Source organism: Brevundimonas sp. (genome assembly GCF_050729455.1).
Taxonomy (GTDB): Bacteria; Pseudomonadota; Alphaproteobacteria; order Caulobacterales; family Caulobacteraceae; genus Brevundimonas.
The window spans coordinates 1-4,261 of record NZ_JBOHLI010000103.1 but is presented as its reverse complement, the minus strand read 5'-3'; the positions used below and the strand labels follow the sequence as shown (position 1 = coordinate 4,261).

Genomic DNA, 4,261 nt, shown 5'->3' with positions numbered 1-4,261 from the left:
TCCGGCGGTTTCGCTGAATTGAAAAAGGGCGGCTCAGTCATGAGCCGCCCTTTTTTTCGCGTTGATGCGGATTCTACTTCGCCAGCGACCGGCCCAGGAACGTAAGCGCTGTTACCAGGCCACGTTGGGGTTGAAGTTCCACGGCATGAGCTGGTCGCGCCTGAGATTGCCATGCCCTGCGGCGAGCCTGGAGAGGGTGTCGGCGAGCCAGGCTTCGGGATCGACGCCATTCAACTTGCAGGTTTCGACCATGGTGGCGATGATCGCCCAGTGATCGCCACCCTCGTCCGATCCGGCGAACAGGGCGTTCTTGCGGTTGAGGGCGAGCGGACGGATGGCGCGCTCGACGCTGTTGCTGTCGAGTTCGATGCGGCCGTCATCAAGGAAGCGGGTCAGGCCCTCCCAGCGGGTGAGCGCGTAGCGGATTGCTTCGGCGAGCGTGCTTTTGCGGCTGATCTGGGCAAGCCGTGCGTCGAGGAACTGGCGGAGATCCTCGACGATGGGGCGGCTGTGTTGCAAACGGGCGGCAAGGCGATCTTCGGGCGGTCTGCCGCGGAGCTCGGCATCGATGGTGTAGAGCCTGGCGATGCGCGCGAGCGCTTCGGCCGCGATCGGTGAGTATCCGACGGCCGCGAGTTCATAGAAGCGCCGGCGGACATGCGCCCAGCAGAAGGCGAGCCGGACGTCGCCACGCCGCGCCAGCGCGGCATAGCCGCCATAGCCATCGACCTGGAGCACGCCTTTGAACCCTGCGAGATGCTCGATCGGCCGTTCCGCCTTGCGGTCGGGCGCATAGAGATAGGCGACCGCGGGCGGATCGGCGCCACCCCATGGCCGGTCGTCGCGGGCATAGGCCCAGAGCTGGCCGGTTTTGGTCCGGCCCCGCCCCGGATCGAGTACCGGCGCGGTGGTCTCGTCGGCGAAGAGCTTGGCCGAGCGCTTCAACTGGCCAAGCAGGTGATCCCGCAGCGGGGTCAGCCACCAGGCGGCGCGGCCCACCCAGTCGGCGAGCGTCGAGCGGTCGAGATGGACGCCCTGCCGGGCGTAGATCTGCGCCTGCCTGTAAAGGGGCAAGTGATCGGCATATTTGGCGACCATGACATGCGCGATGAGCGCTTCGGTCGGAATGCCGCCCTCGACGATCCGTGGCGCCGCCGGGGCCTGGACGATTGCGCCCTCGCAGGCACGGCAGCCATAGCGTGGACGGCGCGTCACCAGGACGCGGAAGGTGGCGGGCACGACGTCGAGGCGTTCGGCGACATCCTCGCCAATGGCATGGAGCGCGCCACCGCAGCAGGCGCAGGCCTTGTTCTCGACATCGATGACCTGCTCGATGCGTTCGAGATGCATGGGCAGCGATCCGCGGTTGGCCTTGCGTGGCCGGGAAGCCCCGGCGCGCGCGGTCGCGACATCGAGCCCCGCCTGCACGCTCCCCAGTGCGGCGTCGAGTTCCTCGAAGGCAAGCTCGAGTTGATCGTCGAGCTTCTCCGAGCGCGCACCGAAGCGATGACGCTGAAAAGCGGCGATGATCGCGGCAAGCCGGGCGATCTCCGCATCCGCCTGGGCACCTGCGGCCTTGAGCGCGGCGATCTGCCCGGTGAGTTGCCCATGTTCTTCGGCCTGTGCCGCGATGATCGCGCGCAACGTATCCGGATCGTCGGGAAGGGTAGCCTCGATCAGCATCGAGAGCATAGAATCAGCCGCTTGGCTGCCCGTCAACGCCTATCGTGCGAACAGCTTAACCGGCCAGTTGCGGGGCCTGGGGACGACGTCCGCCATGGACGCGGCGCCAGTCCAGCCCTTCGAGCAGCGCCCCGAGTTGCGCGGCCGTCAGCCGCATCATCCCGTCATGAATGCCGGGCCAGCGAAAGCCGCCCTGCTCCAATCGCTTGGCCATCAGCCACAGCCCGGTTCCGTCCCACCAGATCAGCTTGATCCGGTCCGCCTTCTTCGCCCGGAACACATAGATGACGCCGGAAAAGGGGCTTTGTTGCATAACGGCGGCGGGGGATTCCTTGAGGGAATCCGGTGGTGTAGGTGTGCGGGATGCCGAAACCTGCAGCACCGACATATCGTACGACCAACTGGAATGCCTATAATGCTGCGCTGAAGCAGCGGGGATCACTGGATGTATGGTTTGATCCAGATATGCAGTGGCTATCGGCACGATGTGGCCGTCCTGGTCGCCCGTTGCGTTTTTCGGACAGCGCTATTGAGTTGTGCCTGACGCTGAAGGCGTTGTTCAACCTTCCGCTGCGGCAGGTGACAGGGTTGGTGGCGAGCCTGCTCAAGCTGGCGGATCTGGATTGGCCGGTGCCGGATTATACGACGCTGTGCCGACGCCAGAAGACTTTGGTGGTCGCGCTCGGCGGGCGGTCCAGTTCGGGCGGCTTGCACCTGCTGGTCGACAGCACCGGGATCAAGATGATGGGCGAAGGGGAATGGAAGACACGCAAGCATGGCGCCTCTTATCGGCGTCAATGGCGCAAGGTGCATCTGGGAATCGATGCGGAAACCCTCGACATCCGGGCCATCGAAGTGACGACCAACGCGATTGGCGATGCGCCTGTCCTCCCCGATCTGCTGGCGCAGATCCCTGCGGATGAGCCTATGCTCAGTGTTGGCGGCGACGGTGCCTACGATACCAGAAAGTGCCATGCCGCCATAGCAGAGCGCGAGGCTGAGGCGATCATTCCAGTCCGCCGCAACGGACGATTATGGCAGAAGGAGGGACCGGGGGTCGACGCCCGCAATGAAACGCTCCGCGCCATCAAGCGACTGGGCCGGACGATCTGGAAGAAATGGAGCGGCTATCACCGTCGGAGCCTCGTCGAGACAAAGATGCACTGCTTCAAGCTGCTCGGCCATCGTGTCATGGCCCGTACCTTCGATCGTCAGATAACCGAACTCAAAGTCCGTGCTGTAATCCTCAATCGCTTCTCTCAAATCGGAACACCCAATACCGTCCGGGTCGCATAGTAATCCGAAATAGAAACTGCATCAGGCCCATCGGAAGTTATGCAACAAAGCCGTCTCGATGCGCAGCGCGAGGCGTGCGCTGCCTATATCACCAGCCAGCGGCACGAAGGCTGGGTGCTTGTTGCCGACGCCTATGAGGACGGCGGCTATTCCGGCGGCTCGATGGAGCGGCCCGCATTGCAGCAGCTGCTGGCCGACATATCGGTGGGCCGGATCGACATCATCGTCGTGTACAAGGTCGACCGGTTGACGCGCAGCCTTGCCGACTTTGCCAAGATCGTCGAGGTCCTGGATGGCAACGGCGCAAGCTTCGTCAGCGTGACGCAGGCGTTCAACACCACCACCAGCATGGGACGGCTGACGCTCAACGTGTTGCTGAGCTTCGCGCAGTTCGAGCGCGAGGTGACCAGCGAGCGGATCCGCGACAAGATCGCGGCCTCCAAGGCCAAGGGTATGTGGATGGGCGGACCCGTACCGCTCGGATATGATCTTGGTGACCGCAAGCTCGTCATCAACGAGGTGGAAGCCGCAACCGTCCGGCGCATCTTCGCCCTATATTTGGAAAGCCCCTCGTTGCGCGATCTGGCCGATCGGCTGAAGAGAGACGGCGTTCGATCCAAGGTTCGTGTTTATGCCAGCGGCTACAGCAGGGGTGGGGTTGTGATGTCGCGCGGCAGCCTCCAGCAGATGCTGCGCAATCCGATCTATCGCGGCATGGTCGCGCACAAGGGCAAGACCTTTCCCGGCGAACATGCACCGGTCGTTGACGAGGAGCTCTGGGATCGGGTTCAGCGTAAGCTCGAGGGCGCTGCGGTTGAGCGACGTTCGGGCGGCAACGCCAGGGAGCCAAGCCTGTTGGTCGGCCTGGTCATCGATCAACATGATCGGCCGATGTCGCCGAGCCATGCGGTGAAGGGTGCCAAGCGCTACCGCTATTATGTAACGCATGTCGATCACCAGGGCGATCGAGCAGCATGGCGCGTTCCAGCGCATGATCTGGAACGGCTTGTGATCGATCGTGTCTGCACATGGCTCGAGGATCGCCCGGCCATCGCCGATCTGATCGCGGATGTGGAGGCGCGTGACATTGCGGAGCGCATCGCGGAGGCCGGTGTCATCGCTGGCCGTCTCAAGGCGGGTACCGCGTCCGAGCGCCGCAAGCTTCTGCGATCGATGGTCACATCGATTATCCTCAGACGCGATCGTGTCGAACTGGTATTGGGTCCGCGCATCCTGATCCATGATCATAATGTGGCAGCGTCGATCCGGCTCGAGGCAGGAG

At 63.6% G+C, this 4,261-nt stretch carries 4 protein-coding genes; 2 read left to right on the top strand and 2 right to left on the bottom strand.

The features are described from left to right. Window positions 1–111: 111 nt before the first annotated feature. Both tnpC and tnpB read right to left on the bottom strand, forming a co-directional pair. Window positions 112–1,683, bottom strand: coding sequence for an IS66 family transposase (gene tnpC, locus ACREEF_RS15585; RefSeq protein WP_431566481.1), 1,572 nt, complete (start codon window positions 1,681–1,683; stop codon window positions 112–114). Window positions 1,684–1,738: 55 nt separating this feature from the next. After that, window positions 1,739–2,065, bottom strand: coding sequence for an IS66 family insertion sequence element accessory protein TnpB (tnpB, locus tag ACREEF_RS15580; protein ID WP_431566480.1), 327 nt, complete (start codon window positions 2,063–2,065; stop codon window positions 1,739–1,741). On the opposite strand from tnpB, the gene ACREEF_RS15575 reads away from it, so the two are divergent. After that, entirely contained in the window at window positions 2,047–2,979 is a 933-nt protein-coding gene (locus ACREEF_RS15575; protein ID WP_431566479.1) for an IS5 family transposase, read from the top strand. The two genes, tnpB and ACREEF_RS15575, sit on opposite strands and share 19 nt — an antisense overlap. A gap of 39 nt (window positions 2,980–3,018) precedes the next feature. Continuing rightward, on the top strand, window positions 3,019–4,261 hold a 1,243-nt coding region (locus ACREEF_RS15570), incomplete at its 3' end, for a recombinase family protein (protein WP_431566478.1).

Coding starts and splice junctions, on each gene's coding strand:
- tnpC (WP_431566481.1), bottom strand. CDS start 1,683: ATGCTGATCGAGGCTACCCTTCCCGACGATCCGGATACGTTGCGCGCG.
- ACREEF_RS15575 (WP_431566479.1), top strand. CDS start 2,047: ATGCCGAAACCTGCAGCACCGACATATCGTACGACCAACTGGAATGCC.